The organism is Saccharomonospora glauca K62, assembly GCF_000243395.2.
GTDB lineage: Bacteria > Actinomycetota > Actinomycetes > Mycobacteriales > Pseudonocardiaceae > Saccharomonospora > Saccharomonospora glauca.
This window is the reverse complement of sequence record NZ_CM001484.1, coordinates 3,332,441-3,346,596: the sequence shown is the minus strand read 5'-3', so window position 1 is coordinate 3,346,596 and position 14,156 is coordinate 3,332,441. Positions and strand designations below refer to the sequence as shown.

Annotated in this window: 14 protein-coding genes; 8 read left to right on the top strand and 6 right to left on the bottom strand. The window is 69.7% G+C overall.

What is annotated here, in order from left to right; translation table 11 throughout:
- Positions 1 to 34 precede the first annotated feature (34 nt).
- Positions 35 to 1,795 (top strand): glycoside hydrolase family 2 protein, encoded by a 1,761-nt coding sequence (locus SACGLDRAFT_RS15570; protein ID WP_040919153.1) that lies wholly within the window; start codon positions 35 to 37, stop codon positions 1,793 to 1,795.
- Here the strand turns inward: SACGLDRAFT_RS15570 and SACGLDRAFT_RS15565 are convergent.
- The 4 genes from SACGLDRAFT_RS15565 to SACGLDRAFT_RS15550 all read right to left on the bottom strand — a co-directional run bounded on the left by SACGLDRAFT_RS15565 (position 1,770) and on the right by SACGLDRAFT_RS15550 (position 5,654).
- Positions 1,770 to 3,287, bottom strand: coding sequence for a 1,4-alpha-glucan branching protein domain-containing protein (locus SACGLDRAFT_RS15565; RefSeq protein WP_005465796.1), 1,518 nt, complete (start codon positions 3,285 to 3,287; stop codon positions 1,770 to 1,772). The two genes, SACGLDRAFT_RS15570 and SACGLDRAFT_RS15565, sit on opposite strands and share 26 nt — an antisense overlap.
- Positions 3,284 to 4,060 (bottom strand): class I SAM-dependent methyltransferase, encoded by a 777-nt coding sequence (locus tag SACGLDRAFT_RS15560; RefSeq protein WP_005465795.1) that lies wholly within the window; start codon positions 4,058 to 4,060, stop codon positions 3,284 to 3,286. Before SACGLDRAFT_RS15560 ends, SACGLDRAFT_RS15565 begins: the two co-directional genes overlap by 4 nt.
- A gap of 276 nt (positions 4,061 to 4,336) precedes the next feature.
- The gene (locus tag SACGLDRAFT_RS15555) at positions 4,337 to 4,705 is read right to left on the bottom strand and encodes a hypothetical protein (RefSeq protein ID WP_157608827.1); all 369 of its coding nucleotides are present in this window, start codon (positions 4,703 to 4,705) and stop codon (positions 4,337 to 4,339) included.
- 79 nt (positions 4,706 to 4,784) lie between these two features.
- Positions 4,785 to 5,654, bottom strand: a complete 870-nt coding sequence (locus tag SACGLDRAFT_RS15550) for a DegV family protein (protein ID WP_005465793.1) — start codon at positions 5,652 to 5,654, stop codon at positions 4,785 to 4,787.
- A 194-nt stretch (positions 5,655 to 5,848) separates the two neighbouring features.
- Here SACGLDRAFT_RS15550 and SACGLDRAFT_RS15545 point away from each other — a divergent pair, with 194 nt between their 5' ends.
- From SACGLDRAFT_RS15545 to SACGLDRAFT_RS15530, 4 genes are all read left to right on the top strand, one after another.
- Positions 5,849 to 6,634, top strand: a complete 786-nt coding sequence (locus tag SACGLDRAFT_RS15545; protein ID WP_005465792.1) for an electron transfer flavoprotein subunit beta/FixA family protein — start codon at positions 5,849 to 5,851, stop codon at positions 6,632 to 6,634.
- Between the two features lie 35 nt (positions 6,635 to 6,669).
- On the top strand, positions 6,670 to 7,629 hold the full coding sequence (locus SACGLDRAFT_RS15540; protein ID WP_005465791.1) for an electron transfer flavoprotein subunit alpha/FixB family protein: 960 nt from the start codon (positions 6,670 to 6,672) through the stop codon (positions 7,627 to 7,629).
- 208 nt (positions 7,630 to 7,837) lie between these two features.
- On the top strand, positions 7,838 to 8,506 hold the full coding sequence (locus tag SACGLDRAFT_RS15535; RefSeq protein WP_005465789.1) for an enoyl-CoA hydratase-related protein: 669 nt from the start codon (positions 7,838 to 7,840) through the stop codon (positions 8,504 to 8,506).
- A 174-nt stretch (positions 8,507 to 8,680) separates the two neighbouring features.
- The gene (locus tag SACGLDRAFT_RS15530; protein WP_005465788.1) at positions 8,681 to 9,754 is read left to right on the top strand and encodes a Glu/Leu/Phe/Val family dehydrogenase; all 1,074 of its coding nucleotides are present in this window, start codon (positions 8,681 to 8,683) and stop codon (positions 9,752 to 9,754) included.
- Between the two features lie 117 nt (positions 9,755 to 9,871).
- On the opposite strand, the gene SACGLDRAFT_RS15525 is transcribed toward SACGLDRAFT_RS15530, so the two are convergent.
- Positions 9,872 to 10,063 carry a DUF5302 domain-containing protein gene (locus tag SACGLDRAFT_RS15525; RefSeq protein WP_005465787.1) on the bottom strand — a complete coding sequence of 64 codons (192 nt, stop codon included), beginning with the start codon at positions 10,061 to 10,063 and terminating at the stop codon, positions 9,872 to 9,874.
- Between the two features lie 82 nt (positions 10,064 to 10,145).
- The gene (locus tag SACGLDRAFT_RS15520) at positions 10,146 to 12,059 is read right to left on the bottom strand and encodes a VanW family protein (protein ID WP_005465786.1); all 1,914 of its coding nucleotides are present in this window, start codon (positions 12,057 to 12,059) and stop codon (positions 10,146 to 10,148) included.
- A gap of 258 nt (positions 12,060 to 12,317) precedes the next feature.
- Here SACGLDRAFT_RS15520 and SACGLDRAFT_RS15515 point away from each other — a divergent pair, with 258 nt between their 5' ends.
- From SACGLDRAFT_RS15515 to SACGLDRAFT_RS15505, 3 genes are read left to right on the top strand one after another with little or no spacing between them, the layout of a single operon-like run.
- Entirely contained in the window at positions 12,318 to 12,569 is a 252-nt protein-coding gene (locus SACGLDRAFT_RS15515) for a hypothetical protein (RefSeq protein ID WP_005465785.1), read from the top strand.
- Positions 12,570 to 12,577: 8 nt separating this feature from the next.
- Positions 12,578 to 13,087 carry a metallophosphoesterase family protein gene (locus SACGLDRAFT_RS15510; RefSeq protein WP_005465784.1) on the top strand — a complete coding sequence of 170 codons (510 nt, stop codon included), beginning with the start codon at positions 12,578 to 12,580 and terminating at the stop codon, positions 13,085 to 13,087.
- Entirely contained in the window at positions 13,084 to 14,097 is a 1,014-nt protein-coding gene (locus SACGLDRAFT_RS15505) for a PHP domain-containing protein (protein WP_005465783.1), read from the top strand. Before SACGLDRAFT_RS15510 ends, SACGLDRAFT_RS15505 begins: the two co-directional genes overlap by 4 nt.
- The last annotated feature ends 59 nt before the right edge of the window (positions 14,098 to 14,156 follow it).

Here is a 14,156-nt window from a genome sequence, read left to right as displayed (position 1 = left end):
GGCCAGTCCCACTTCTGTGCCAGCATCGGAGTCGATGAGCGAAGCAGCGACGTCCACGAGTCCGGCGATGGCGATGTCCACGCCGTGGACCTACCAGGTGACCCCCGACAACGCCCATCCCGAGCATCCCCGCCCGCAACTGACGAGACCGACCTGGCGAACGTTGAACGGCCTGTGGGAGTACGTGGGCCGTGACGCCGACGGCGTCGTCCACCGCGGTGAGCGCATCCTCGTCCCCTATCCGCCCGAGTCGCGACTGTCCGGTATCGGACGTCGGGACGAGCGGATGTGGTACCGCCGGACCTTCGACGTCCCGCCCGAATGGCGCACCGGGCGAGTGCTGCTGCATTTCGGGGCGGTGGACCAGATCGCCACCGTGTGGGTCAACCACCAGTTGCTCGCCCGCCACGAGGGCGGATACACGGCGTTCACCGTGGACATCACCGACGTGCTGCGGCCCGACGCCGAGCAGGAGGTGCTGGTCCGGGCCGACGACGAGGGCAACCGGGGCACGTTCGCGGTGGGCAAGCAGGCGAACCAACCGGGCGGCATCCTCTACACGGGCTGTTCGGGGATCTGGCAGAGCGTGTGGTTGGAAGCGGTTCCGGAGATCCACGTCACCGACCTCGATCTGACACCCGATCTGCGCGGGTTCGATCTCGTCGCCCACGTGGCGGGGGCGTCCTCGCCACCGACGGTGGACGTGTCGGTCGCCCTCGGGGACGAGCAGGTGACGTCCGTCCGGGGCGCCGCCGGGGAACGGCTGCGCCTCGATGTCCCCGACCCCTTGTTGTGGGGTCCCGACCATCCGCACCTCTACGACGTGACCGTGCGGGTGGTGAACGACGACGGGGACGTGCTCGACGAGGTGGCGAGCTACGTGGCGTTGCGCACCGTGCGGGTGGCCCCCGACGGCGACGGTCCGCCCCGTGTGCTGCTCAACGACCGGCCGGTGTTCCTCAACGCGCCCCTCGACCAGGGCTACTGGCCCGACGGGATCTACACCGCGCCCACCGACGAGGCGCTCCGGTTCGACCTCGAACGCATCAAGGCGCTCGGGTTCAACAGCGTGCGCAAGCACGTCAAGGTGGAGCCGATGCGCTGGTACCACTGGGCCGACCGGTTGGGCTTGCTGGTGTGGCAGGACATGCCGTCGCTGCCGGTGGTGCTCGACAACCCGCCCGGTCCGCAGGCGCCGCCCGTGGCCGTGGCACGACGACGGTTCGAGACGGAGTTGCGGGCGATGCTGCACCAGCTCCGCAACGTGCCGTCGATCGTCGTGTGGGTGGTGTTCAACGAGGGCTGGGGCGAGTACGATACCGCTCGCATCACCGAGGAGGTGAAGTCCGTCGACCCCGGTCGTCTCGTCGTCGCCGCCAGCGGGGTCAACTGTTGCCACTCGCACCCCGATTCCGGGGCGGGCGACGTGTACGACGACCACACCTACGTGGGACCGGGACGGCCGGAACTCGCCGCCACCGACCCGAGGGCGATCGTCGACGGGGAGTTCGGCGGTATCGGGTTGGTCGTGGAGGGCCACATGTGGCCCGGCGAGCCCCTCGCCTACGAGATGGCGCCCGACCGGGATCGGCTCACCGAGCGATACGTGGAGCTGAGCACCGAACTGGAGGCGTTGGCTCGCGACCGGCTCTCCGGGGCCGTCTACACCCAGCTCACCGACGTGGAGAACGAGGTCAACGGGCTGCTCACCTACGATCGCAGGGTGGTCAAGGTGGCCGTCCCCGTGGTGGCCGAGCGCAATCGCGCCGTCATCGCCGCGGGGTCGGGGCAGTGAGCAGGTCTCGGGCGTCGAGGTGCCCGAAGGGCAGCGCCGTGGCCCGATAACGGTCGGCGAGTGTCCGGCCCTCGGGTCGCCCGGTGCGCAGGGCCTCCGCGAGCGCGTCGAACCGCTCGGTGTGCTCGCGGGCCCGTCTGCGCGCGTAGTCGGCCGCGGAGTCCTTGGTCACCATGAACGCCCAGTCGCTCGACAACGCCAGCAGGGCTTCGGTGACGGCTTGGTCGGCCACGGTGTCGCGCGCGGTGGTGGGAGCCGGAAGCGCCAGGAGTCGTCGCTGGAGGGCGGCGTTGGCCTGCACCAGGTCGGCGACCTGTTCCCCGTCCCACACCCGCCAGTCCTTGCCCGAGCCCCACGACGAGGCGGGCAGCTCCACCGGTCCGCCGAGATGACCCGCCTCCAACGCCCCACGTAGCGTGGTGACGCGAACGCCGGCCTCGGGAAGGGCTCGCAGGACAGCTTCCAGCCACTGGGGGCCCTCGTGCCACCAGTGGCCGAACAGCTCGGTGTCGTAGGCGGCCACGACGAGCGCCGGACGTCCGTGTTTCTCGCGCAGCGAGCGCAGCCTGCGCACCACGGTCTCGACGAAGTCCTTGACGTGCAGGCGCAGCGCGTCGGCCGCGAGCGCCGGGTCGTAGGGGGCCTTGTCCTCGGGCGCGATGTGTTTCCCGGTCACGCGCGCCGGCTTGATGCCGACCTCGTGTGCCCAGGTGTGGAAGTCTCGGTAGGCGCTGTGGCCCGGATAGCCGGCCTTCGGGGACCAGACCCGATAGGTCACCTCCAGGTCGCGGCCGAAACACACCACATCGGAGGAGCCGACGGTGCGGGCCGCGGCGGTGTCGCCGTGCAGGGACGGGCCGTCGACGAGGAACCGGCGCACGCCCGCCTCGGCGTAGTCGTGCTCCATGCCGGGCGCGTAACCGCATTCGGGCGCCCAGATGCCCTCGGGGCGATGGCCGATCCGCAGCGCCGTGTCCGTGAGGCCGGTGCGCAGCGCGAACGCTCGTACCCGGCGGTCGAGCAGAGGCTGGAACGGGTGGGTCGCCGGGCCGCCGAGGAGCTCGATCACCTCGGCGTCCACGAGTGACCGCAGGAGGGGGGAGAACCCGTGGCGCCAGTGGCTCTCGGCCTCGGCCAGGACGTGGTGGGCGGTGCGGTGTTCCGCGACGGCGAGATCGGACAGCAATTCGTCACCTCGCCACAGCATCGCCGCCTGATTGGCCCGCAGGGTCCAGTGGCCCACCCACTCGTGGAACGCGCGCAGCGTGTAGGGGTCGTCGAGCTGGGCCGCCAGGACGGGCGTGACGCCCAGGGTGAGAACGTCGCGACGCCCCTCGTCGGCGAACCGTCGCAGCAGGTCGACCACGGGAACGTAGGAGTGCGCCCACGCCTGGTAGAGCCATTCCTCACCGACGGGCCAGTTGCCGTGGTGTGCCAGCCACGGAAGGTGGCTGTGGAGGACGAGACAGAACGTGCCCTCGGTGTCGGTCATCGGCGCACCGCCACGGCGAGGAGGTCGAGGCTGGAGTCGAGGTCGTCGTCCCGCAGCACGAAGTCGTCGGCGGTGATCGCCTCGACGTCGGCGAGCAGGTCTCGTGGCCACGTGGCCTGCCCCGGAAGACTGCCCATGACGACGGCGAGTTGGGCGTCGATGATCGACCCGCCGTGTCGGCGGTCGAGTTCGGTGAGCGCCGGTCCGTGGTGGACGCCGGCGAGACGCTCCACCGCGAACCCCGCCTCACGCAACAGCTCATCCAATTCGGACGGTGAGAGTTCCCTGGTGTGGTAGGGATTGAGCGGGGTGCCGGAGTCCGGGGTGAAGGTCAGGCGGTTGGGGGTGGTGACCAGCAGCCGACCGCCGGGCCGTAGTACCCGACGACATTCGGCGAGGAACCCGGCCTGGTCCCACAGATGCTCGATCACCTGGAGGTTGGCCACCACGTCGATCGAGCCGGTGGCCACGGGCAGGAACGCGAGGTTGCCGCGCACCACACCGAGCTTCGGGTACCGTTGCGCCACGTGGGTCGTGGTGGGCTCGTCGTAGTCGAGCGCGAGCACCGACCGGGCGTACTCGGCCAGCAGGGCCGCGCCGTACCCCTCGCCGCACCCGGCCTCCAGCACCACCGCGTCCCGGCACAACGGTGCGAGTGCCAGGTAGGCGGCCTCGTGCCTGCGGAACCAGTAGTTCTCCTCGGGCACGTCGGGGGCTGTCCGTTCGCCCGTGAGGTGCAGGCCGGGCGTCCCGGCGGTGGTTCGGGGTGACACGCGTGCGTTCTCCTCGCGGCGTTCGGTTCGGCGGTCGACTCAGGAGGAAACTACCGTGGCGGCCGTTCCCGTCGGCGGGTGAGCGTCGCCGCCGTTCGGTGGAACGGACGGCGAGGCCCGAGGCCACGACGGCCGCGGCACGGTCTCAGTTCATCATCCGGCTCGTCGGGAGACCCGCCGACGTGACCGAGATCGCCACCCGGCCACCTCTCCCGTGGCGGGCGAACCAATCCGCTGCGGGAGGGACGATCCCCGAACCCTCGCGGGACGGAAACGTCACCCGGCCTTCTCGACGCCCTCGCCGGGACGGAAGACGTACTTGCCGGTGAGGCCGTGGGTCTCCATGTGGTGGAGCCAGCACTCGGTACGCAGTCCCGCGGCCTCCCGCTCGGCGCGGGTGAGCTTCGGTGGTTCGGCCCAATCCGGGTCCTCGAGGTTCAGGATGGGCCGTCCGCAGTCCGGGCGGGCGCAGGTCAGTCCTTCGGGCATACCGCCCTCCGAGGTCGGCTGCTCCTCCACGGCCTGTGGTCGAGGTGGCGGGCCACCGCGCAGCTCGCACGCGGCGCACACCGTGCGTTCCTCGGGATTCAGCAGGATCGGCTGCTCACAGCCCTCCATGCTGCACACGGGACGGGATGTGGACATGCCGTCATGCTGCCACGTCGGCGCGCGCCGTCCACTTCGGCGTGGGGTGGTCCGGGAAGGACGGCGGCGTGCCCGACGGTCACGGTACGGGTGCCACCGTGATGCCGAGGGCTTCGGGGCCGACGTGCGCGGTGATCACGGTGCTGGCGTTGACCAGCATGATGTCGTTCAGCCGGGGGATACGGCCGCGCAACTGCTCCACGAGGCTCAGCTCGCGGTCCGACGGCGTCGCGCTCGCCACGGCGATGTCGACGGCGCGGTCCCCGGCCTCGGCGACGGCGAGGTCGGCCAGTTTGGAAAGGGCCCGCCGCGATCCGGAGGCCTTCGTGAGGGCGGTCACCTCGCCGTCTTGCACGGTGAGCAGTGGTTTGAGGGCGAGCGCGCTGCCCAGTAGTGCCGCCGCCCGGCCGATGCGGCCACCGCGACGCAGGTACTCCAGCGTGTCCACGTAGATGAACTCCCTGCTGGCGCTGGAGCGTCGCTGGGCCGTTTCGACGACACGCTGCGGGCCGGCGCCCGCCGCGGCGGCGCGGGCGGCGGACAGCGCGGCGAAGCCGAGGCTCATGCTGGTGGTAGCGCTGTCGATCACGTGGACGGGGACCCGCACCTGCTGTGCGGCCTCCCTGGCCGCCTCGGCCGTGGCGGAGAGGCGGCGGGAGATGTGGACGCTGACGATGGCCTCGGCGCCCGCGCTCACCGCGTCCTGGTAGGTCCAGAAGAACGCCCCGGGGTCGGGAGGGCTCGTCGTGACCGGCTTGCCCGCACGTAGCGTCTCCACCAGTTCCGCCCTGTCGAAACGGGACTCGTCGTCGATTCGTCCGTTGGCCTCGATCAGGAGCTGGACGACGGAAATTCCCCACTGAGCGGCCAGTTGTTCGGGCAGGCAGGCCGTCGAGTCTGTGATCACTGCTACTGGCACGTCGGCAGGGTAACTGTTTCGACCACCCATTAGAAGCAGCGCGTTGCGACTTTCGGACCAAGAGTCATCTCGGGGGGGTGATCGACGTCTCAGGTGGGGGGATAGTGGGACGATAGTCCCGGTTTCCGGCGATTCCGGGTGAACGCTGTCACCTCGGCAGGCGTAGCGTGTGGGGAACGCCGTAATCTACCGACCAGTAACGCCTTGCGCGCCGAAGGAGACCCATGACCAACATCGTTGTCCTGGTCAAGCAGGTGCCCGACACCTACTCGGAGCGAAAGCTCAACGAGAACGACCACACGCTCGACCGTGAGTCCGCCGACGCGGTGATCGACGAGATCAACGAGCGCGCCGTCGAGGAGGCGCTCAAGATCAAGGAGGCCGGCGAGGGCGAGGTGACCGTCCTGTGCGTCGGTCCCGACCGCGCCACCGACGCGATCCGCAAGGCCCTGTCCATGGGTGCCGACAAGGCGGTTCACGTCTCCGACGAGGCGCTGCGCGGCTCCGACCTGATCGCGACCGCCAAGGTGCTGGCCGCCGCGGTGCGGAAGATCGGGGACGTCGATCTGATCATCGCGGGCAACGAGGCGTCCGACGGTCGTGGCGGTGCCGTGCCCGCCGCGCTCGCCGAGCTGCTCGGCCTGCCGCAGCTCACCCACGCCCGCCAGGTGACCGTCGAGGGCAACAGCATCAAGGTCGCCCGCGAGACCGAGGACGGCATCACGCACCTCGAAGCCTCGCTGCCCGCCGTGGTGAGCGTGACCGAGAAGATCAACGAGCCGCGTTACCCGTCGTTCAAGGGCATCATGGCCGCCAAGAAGAAGCCGGTGGAGACCCTCACGGTCGCCGACCTGGGTGTCGACGCGGGCGAGGTCGGCCTCGCCAACGCCGGGTCCACCGTCCTCGAGGCGGCGCCGAAGCCGCCGAGGACCGCGGGCCAGAAGATCACCGATGAGGGTGACGGCGGCACCAAGGTCGCCGAGTTCCTCGTGGCCCAGAAGATCATCTGACTTCATCGAACGACGACAGACAAGGAAAAGAACTCATGAGCGAAGTACTCGTCCTCGTCGACCACGTCGACGGTGAGGTCAAGAAGGTCACCTACGAGCTGCTGACCGCGGCCCGTGCCCTGGGTGAGCCGTCGGCCGTGGTCGTCGGTGCGCCCGGCAGCGCCGCGAAGGCGAAGGAGTCCCTGGCGTCCTACGGTGCCGCGAAGGTCTACGTGGCCGAGTCCGACGACGCCACGTCCTACCTGGTGACGCCGAAGGTGGACGCGCTGGCGGCCGTCGTGGAGCAGGCCTCGCCCGCCGCCGTGCTCGTGGCCGCCACCTCCGAGGGCAAGGAGGTCTCCGGTCGGCTGGCCGTGCGGCTCGGTTCCGGTTGGATTGCCGACGCCGTGGGTGTGAACTCCGACGGCAGCGTCGAACAGTCGATCTTCGGTGGTGCCTTCTCCGTGAAGTCGAAAACCACCCGCGGGGTTCCCGTGATCTCCGTGCGTCCGGGTGCCGTCGAGGCCGAGCAGGCCGAGGGCGCCGCCGCCGAGGAGACCGTGTCGCTGCCCGCCGTCGACCCGGCCAAGTCGGCGAAGATCACCGGTGTCGAGCCGGTCGTCGCGGGCGACCGCCCCGAGCTGACCGAGGCGTCGATCGTCGTCTCCGGTGGCCGTGGTGTCGGTTCCGCCGAGAAGTTCGAGGTCGTGGAGAAGCTGGCCGACTCGCTCGGCGCCGCCGTCGGTGCCTCCCGCGCCGCGGTGGACTCCGGTTACTACCCGGCCCAGTTCCAGGTCGGACAGACCGGTAAGACCGTGTCGCCGCAGCTCTACATCGCGCTCGGCATCTCCGGTGCCATCCAGCACCGGGCCGGTATGCAGACCTCCAAGACCATCGTCGCGGTCAACAAGGACCCCGAGGCGCCGATCTTCGAGATCGCCGACTTCGGTGTCGTGGGTGACCTGTTCGACGTCGCCCCGCAGCTGACGGAGGAGATCACCAAGCGCAAGGGCTGAGTGAGCCCGTTCCCGTGTTCGCCCCGAGGGCCGTCTCGCCGCGTCCGTGGTGGGGCGGCCCTCGCTCGTGTTCCCGACGTTCGTGGTCGTCCGGAACGGACGGGGTTCCACGGTGGCGTCGGGCCCCGCCGAACCGTCCACTCCGGAAGTGACTAAGCGCTCTGTTAGTGTTTCCCCGGTTTTTCCGGACCTGTGAGGAAGGATCGCCGTGCCCACGCTGCACCAACGTGATCGTGTGTTCGTGCTCGAACTCGGAGCCGACGAGAACCGGTTCTCGCCGGAGTGGTTGAAGACGGTCCACGACATGTTGGACACCGTGGCCGGGCACGACGGACCGGCGGCGCTCGTGACGGTGGGCAAAGGCAAGTTCTACTCCAACGGCCTCGACCTGGAATGGCTCTCCGCGCACGCCGAGCAGACCCAGGAGTACGTGCGTGACGTGCACGAACTCTTCGCCAAGGTGCTCACCCTGCCGGTGCCCACGGTGGCCGCCGTCAACGGCCACGCCTTCGGTGCGGGTGCCATGCTGGCGATGGCCCACGACACGCGCGTCATGCGAGCCGACCGGGGTTTCTTCTGCTTCCCCGAGGCCGACATCAACATCCCCTTCACGCCGGGCATGGCCGCCCTCATCCAGAGCAAGCTGACGCCGTCCGCGGCGATCGCGTCGATGACCACCGCGCACCGGTTCGGCGGACACGAGGCGGAACGCACGGGGCTCGTCGACGCCGTCGCGAGCGAGGACGAGCTGCTCGACGTTGCGTGCGAACGCGTCGCCGCTCTGGCGGGCAAGGACAAGGGCACGCTCGGTGCCATCAAGTCGACGATGTTCGCCTCGGTCGTGACCGCGCTCCGCTCCCCGATGTCGGGGTCCTGACCGGTCTTCCTTCGTCGTCACCCGGTTTTCCGGTGGATCTCCGTGGGCTAGATTCGCAGGCGACGGTGCGAGCCCGGAACGACCTTCCCGGTTCGGGCCGTCCCGATCGAACACCGGAACACCGGAGCGCGCGAGCCACAAGCCGCGCCGGGCGACGACAAAGGAGTCACGACCGTGACCGATGGTGTATTCGGCCGCGACGGCGGCCACGAACAGGTGGTCTACTGCCAGGACCCGCAGACCGGGCTCAAGGCGATCATCGCGGTGCACTCCACCGCACTCGGACCAGCTCTGGGCGGAACCCGCTTCTATCCGTACGCGTCGGAGCAGGACGCGCTGAACGACGTGCTGGCGTTGTCGCGGGGCATGTCGTACAAGAACGCCCTCGCGGGCCTCGACCTCGGTGGTGGTAAGGCCGTCATCATCGGTGACCCCGCCACGGTCAAGTCGGAAGCACTGCTTCGGGCCTACGGCCGGTTCGTCGAGACCCTGGGCGGGCGTTACATCACCGCCTGCGACGTGGGCACCTACGTGGCCGACATGGACGTGGTCGCGCGGGAGACCCGGTACGTCACCGGACGTTCCCGCGACGATGGCGGTGCCGGGGACTCCTCGGTGCTCACCGCCTACGGCGTGTTCCAGGGCATGCGGGCCTCCGCCGAGCACGTGTGGGGCACTCCCGAGCTGCGCGGCCGCCGGGTCGGTGTGGCCGGTGTCGGGAAGGTCGGCCACCTGCTCGTGGGGCACCTGGTCGAGGCCGGCGCGGAAGTCGTGGTCACCGACGTCTCCGAGGCCGCGATCGACAGGGTGCGTTCGGCGCATCCGTCGGTGGAGGTCGTCGCCGACACCGACACCCTGGTCGCCTCCGACATCGACGTCTACGCCCCCTGCGCGCTCGGCGGCGCGCTCAACGACGCCACGGTGGAGGTCCTGCGCGCCAAGGTGGTCTGCGGCGCGGCGAACAACCAGCTGGCGCACCCCGGTGTGGAGAAGCTGCTCGACGAACGCGGCATCCTGTTCGCGCCCGACTACCTCGTGAACTCCGGTGGCGTGATCATGGTCAGCGACGAGCTCCACGGCTTCCAGTACGAGCGGGCCCACCGCAAGGTCAGCGCGCTCTACGAGACCACGAAGAAGGTGTTCGCCCTCGCCGAGGAGGAGGGGGTGCCACCGGCGACCGCGGCCGACCGGCTCGCCGAACGCCGCATGGCCGAGGTGTCCCGGCTGAGGTCGATTCTCACCAGGTAGTCGAGTTGCCGGCGGGGCGTGTGCGCACGAGGGCCACGCCCCGCTCCCGGCGGATGACGGCGCGCCGGGAGACCGGGACTTCGCGGGAACCGCCGGACGAGCCCGGCGGGGGGTCCTTCAGCCGCTCTTACGCCGGAAATCGCGCTTGTGCGCCAACGGTCCGTGGGGGTGGGTCCCGGTGTTGCCGTGGTCGGCGTGGGACTCACCGGCCTTGCGAACCGCCTGTTTCCGGGCGAGTGCCTCCCGGAACCGTCGCTTGACCTCGTCGTCCCGGCCGTCCCCACCGGTGCTCGGCGTGGTGTCGGACATGGGAACCTCCGCGAGTCGGGAAAGCCTGCCCTTCACTTCACCCTGACAGACCCGACTCGCGGAGGCCACCCGAGTCAGCGCTTCAGTCCTTCTTGCAGACGATCTTCGGCTGCGGGTTGTACTTCACCGTGCGTTCCTCCCGGCGCACTTCCTGCCCGGTGTTGATGTCCCGCAGGATGCGGGTGTCCGTGACGGTGAATCCCGGTGCGCCGGGGCTCGGCTGGCAGTTCTCCTCCGGGCCGTCCTGCGTGGGCGGCGGCACGTGGTTGGTCTCCTCACCGGTGACCGACTGCACGTCGTAGCGCTTGGTGCCCCACAGCCTCACTGTGATGTCCGACGGGGTCCAGATTGTCTGGATCGCCACGCCGTGTTCGCTGTCGTTGGTGAACTTCAGGTCGATGACGCTGGAGCCGTCGGGGTTCTGGAAGACGGTGGCCTCCCGGCCCTTGGGGTACCGGCTGATGTAGTAGCTGTGCTCCTGGTGACCGGCGTCCTTGAGCCCCGCGAAGTAGTACGCGTTGTACAGGGTGGTGGCGAACTGCGAGATACCGCCGCCGACCGCCTTGCCGGGGGCGCCGTTCTGGATGATGCCCGCCTCGACGTAGCCCTGGGCCGCGGTGCGCGGGCCCGTGTACTCGTTGAGGCTGAAGGTCTCGCCGGGCTTGACGATGGCGCCGTTGACCTTCTCGGCCACCACCTTGATGTTGACCCCGGAGTCGGGAGCGAAGCCGCCGGTGGTGAACTCGCCGATGACCTCCTTGATGCCGAGTCCCTCGGCCTCCTCGGTGGTGAGTTCGGCGGGCTGCTTTTCGTAGACGGCGGTCAGCTCCCGGCCGTCGGTCTTCTTCAACACGTCGAGCAGCGGCTTGAGCGTCTCGTCCCATTGGATCTGAATGCCGTCCTCGGACGGCTCGACCTTGGGCTTGCCGCCCTCGAAGACGATCGTGGCGTCCTTGCCCTCCTTCTCCGTGGAGGCCAGTTCCGGTTCCACGCCTGCGACGATCTTCTTCTGGTCGATTTTCGGAACGAGCGAGCCGTTCTTCGCCTCGAACGACAGGCCTTCCGCGATCTCCTCCGGTTCGAGCACACCGTCGGTGCCGTCGCCGCGCACGACCACGGGACCGGACATGGCGGGCTGCGCGACCTCGCGAAGCGCCTTCTGGACCTCCTCCATCGGCACGGTCACCGGGGTGGCGTCCACGGGCAGGTCGAGCTGCTCGCCCGAGGCCCAGTGCGCGAGGATGGTCTCGCGGGCCTGCTCCTCCTGCAGTTTCTGGCCCTGCTGGGGTTCCACCGCCTTCGGTTGGGCGCCCTCGAAGACGATGTCCCCCTCGACGGGTTCCCGGTCGACCTCCTTGCGCAGCGCCTTCATGGCGTTGGCGAACTGGTTGGGCTCGGCCTGGGTCACCACGCCGAGCTCGGTGGTGGTGAAGAAGGACGCGATCCGGGTGAAGGGGTTGAGGGGCTGGTCGCCCGCCTGCTCCAGGGTGGCGTCCCAGTCGAGGGTGAGGCCCGACTCCTTGGGGTTCAGCTCACCCGTCACCTCGCCCGCGCGATAGGCGACGGGCTGGGTGAGCCGCGGTTCGAGCTCCTCCCGCAGCAGGGCTTCGGCCTTGGACGGGCTCATCCCGCCCACGTCGACGCCGGCCACGGACACCCCGCGAGGAATGTCGCCGCTGGTGATGAGCAGGTCCAGGCCGTACACCAACACGAGGAAGCCGAACACGGCGGCGGCGATGATGCCGGGCTTGCGCCAGCGAGGACGGCCGGAGGCCGGCTTCGAGGCCTCCTCGCCGGGCCGGCTCGGGGGTGGCGTCTCCCCGCCGCCGCTGCCACCGGCGGGCGGAATCTGCTGGGTCGGCGCGTCGGGAACGGCAGCGATGTGCTGGGTGCGTTCCGTGGCGTTCTGGTCGGGCTGCGGCGGTCGCGCGTCGATTCGCGGAAGTATGTCCGTTTCTTCGCTGTGTGACTCGGGCCACTGGCTATTTTGCTGCAAGGCAACCCCTCCACGTCCGGCTTCCGGCCAGAACTCCGCAGGCCAAGATACGGGGGACGGTGGCCGGGGCGACATGAACCCCCCGTCCCGAACCCTTCGGCATCGACGCAGGTCATGTGGGTGTCACGGGAATTGCGCCGGCGTTGTCGCGCCGGGTTTCGGTATCGCCGGGCCGATGTACCAGTTTTATTTCATTGCGATAGCCGTTTTTGTGGGTACTCGGCAGTGATCGAAGGGAAGAAGTGAACGGGAGGTTCCATGCGTGTCACTGCCGACGACGTTCGCGCTCTGTTCGCCAGTGACGACCCGTCGGCACGGCTGGTGTTGCACGAGGGGGCGTTCCGGGTGCTGGGGGAGCGGGAGTTGGACGCTCCCGACTACGCCGGAGCGCTGGAGGTGATCCGACGGGACGACCTGCGCGACCAGTTCGGTGAGCGGGAGCCGTCCGCGGCGGAGTACGAGCGGATCGCCGCCGGGCTGGACGTCGGGATCTCGAACCAGGGCGGTTGACGAGCGGCATGAAGGTGTTGGCGATCTCCGACACGCACGTGCCGCGGCGGGCGCGTGAGCTGCCGGACGAGGTGTGGCGGGAGGTCGAGGAGGCCGACGTCGTGGTCCACGCGGGCGACTGGGTCACGGAGCCGTTGCTCGACCACCTCACCGCGACGGCCCGGCGGTTGATCGCCGTGTACGGCAACAACGACGGCCCCGAGTTGCGACGTCGGCTCCCCGAGGTGGCGAGGGCCGACCTGGACGGGCTGAGTGTGGCCGTGGTCCACGAGACGGGGCCCGCCGGGGGCCGGGAGAGCCGCTGCGACGAGTGGTTCCCCGACACCGACGTACTGGTGTTCGGACACAGTCACATCCCCTGGGACAGCGTTACCCCGAACGGCCTTCGCCTGCTCAATCCGGGGTCTCCCACGGACCGGCGTCGGCAACCGGCGTGCACCTACCTCACGATGACGGTCGAGGCGGCTCGGTGCCGTGACGTCCGATTCCACGAGCTTCCCCGAGAGGCGAGGCGATGAACCCCGGCGGCGTGCTCCGGCAGGTCGCGTTGCGCCTCGAACGCGAGGGAGCGTCGAGCTACCGCGTCAGGGCGTTCCGCAGGGCCGCCGCGGTGATCGAGAGGCTGAGCCGGGAGGAACTGGAGCGCCGGGCCGCCGAGGGCACCCTCACCGAGCTGAGCGGCATCGGCCAGACCACGGCCGGTGTCGTCGTCGACGCGCTGGCGGGCCGGGAACCCGCCTACCTGACCGAGGTCGTGGGAAGCGCGGGGAACCTCCCCGAGGGCGGGGAACTGCTCGCCGCGTTACGCGGGGACTGTCACACGCACTCCGACTGGTCGGACGGCGGCGGCTCCGTCGACGAGATGGCCGAGGCGGCGCGCGTACTCGGCCACGAGTACCTGGTGCTCACCGACCACTCTCCCCGGCTGGCGGTGGCACGGGGGTTGAGCGCCGACCGCCTGCGTCGCCAACTGGACGTCGTGGCCGAACTCAACGCCGCGTACGCGAGCGAGGGCACGCCTTTTCGGGTCCTCACCGGCATCGAGGTCGACATCCTCGACGACGGCTCGCTCGACCAGGAGCCGGAGTTGCTCGCGGAGCTGGATCTCGTGGTGGCGAGCGTGCACTCCCACCTGCGGATGGACTCGCGCCGGATGACCGGCCGCATGGTCGCCGCCGTGTCGAACCCGAACGTCGACGTGCTCGGCCACTGCACGGGACGGCTGGTCACCGGCCGGGGCAGGCCCGCCTCGGAGTTCGACGCCGACGCCGTGTTCGAGGCCTGCCGGGAGCACGACGTCGCCGTGGAGATCAACTCTCGTCCGGAACGGCTCGACCCTCCCCGACGGCTGCTGAGCCGGGCTCGCGAGCTGGGGTGCCGTTTCGCCGTCGACACCGACGCCCACGCACCGGGTCAGCTCGGCTGGCAGCCCTACGGCTGCGCCCGAGCGCTCGACTGCGGCGTCGCCGTGGGCGACGTGGTCAACACCCTGCCCGCCGCCCGGCTCCTGGAATGGACACGGAGGTGATCGTCATCGAGCGCGGATCGGCGGGTTCGACAAAACGGGTACGGGCGTACTAGAAGAGG

Coding starts and splice junctions, on each gene's coding strand:
- SACGLDRAFT_RS15570 (WP_040919153.1), top strand. CDS start 35: ATGAGCGAAGCAGCGACGTCCACGAGTCCGGCGATGGCGATGTCCACG.
- SACGLDRAFT_RS15565 (WP_005465796.1), bottom strand. CDS start 3,287: ATGACCGACACCGAGGGCACGTTCTGTCTCGTCCTCCACAGCCACCTT.
- SACGLDRAFT_RS15555 (WP_157608827.1), bottom strand. CDS start 4,705: ATGTCCACATCCCGTCCCGTGTGCAGCATGGAGGGCTGTGAGCAGCCG.
- SACGLDRAFT_RS15550 (WP_005465793.1), bottom strand. CDS start 5,654: ATGGGTGGTCGAAACAGTTACCCTGCCGACGTGCCAGTAGCAGTGATC.
- SACGLDRAFT_RS15545 (WP_005465792.1), top strand. CDS start 5,849: ATGACCAACATCGTTGTCCTGGTCAAGCAGGTGCCCGACACCTACTCG.
- SACGLDRAFT_RS15540 (WP_005465791.1), top strand. CDS start 6,670: ATGAGCGAAGTACTCGTCCTCGTCGACCACGTCGACGGTGAGGTCAAG.
- SACGLDRAFT_RS15525 (WP_005465787.1), bottom strand. CDS start 10,063: ATGTCCGACACCACGCCGAGCACCGGTGGGGACGGCCGGGACGACGAG.
- SACGLDRAFT_RS15515 (WP_005465785.1), top strand. CDS start 12,318: ATGCGTGTCACTGCCGACGACGTTCGCGCTCTGTTCGCCAGTGACGAC.
- SACGLDRAFT_RS15510 (WP_005465784.1), top strand. CDS start 12,578: ATGAAGGTGTTGGCGATCTCCGACACGCACGTGCCGCGGCGGGCGCGT.
- SACGLDRAFT_RS15505 (WP_005465783.1), top strand. CDS start 13,084: ATGAACCCCGGCGGCGTGCTCCGGCAGGTCGCGTTGCGCCTCGAACGC.